This is a genomic window from Nonomuraea composti (genome assembly GCF_012034275.1).
In the GTDB taxonomy this organism is placed as follows: Bacteria; Actinomycetota; Actinomycetes; order Streptosporangiales; family Streptosporangiaceae; genus Nonomuraea; species Nonomuraea composti.
Window position 1 is genome coordinate 1 of record NZ_JAATEP010000172.1, and the last position, 397, is coordinate 397.

Annotated in this window: 1 protein-coding gene; it reads right to left on the minus strand. The window is 72.3% G+C overall.

Going from position 1 to position 397, the window contains the following annotated elements; genetic code table 11:
- Positions 1–397, minus strand: a 397-nt coding sequence (locus tag HCN51_RS57855) for a P-type ATPase actuator domain-containing protein (RefSeq protein WP_487353042.1), incomplete at both ends; no start/stop codon positions are given.

Below are 397 nucleotides of genomic sequence, written 5' to 3' on the forward strand. Positions count from 1 at the left end.
GCCGGTGCCCAGCCAGAAGCCCAGCGTGCCCAGGGCGAGCGCGATCACGATCGGCACGAAGATGCCCGAGATGCGATCGGCCAGGCGCTGCACCTGCGCCTTGCCGGTCTGCGCGTCCTCCACCAGCTTGGCCATCTGGGCGAGCTGGGTGTCCGCGCCGACCCGGGTGGCCCGCACGACCAACCGGCCACCGGCGTTGACGGTGGCGCCGGTGACCGCATCCCCCGGCCGCACCTCCACCGGCACCGACTCGCCGGTCAGCATCGAGGCATCGACCGCCGAGGTGCCTTCCTCGACGACGCCATCAGTCGCGATCTTCTCGCCGGGCCGGACGATGAACCGGTCGCCGGTCTTGAGCTGCTCGGTGGGGATGCGGCGGCCATCGGCCAGCTCCACG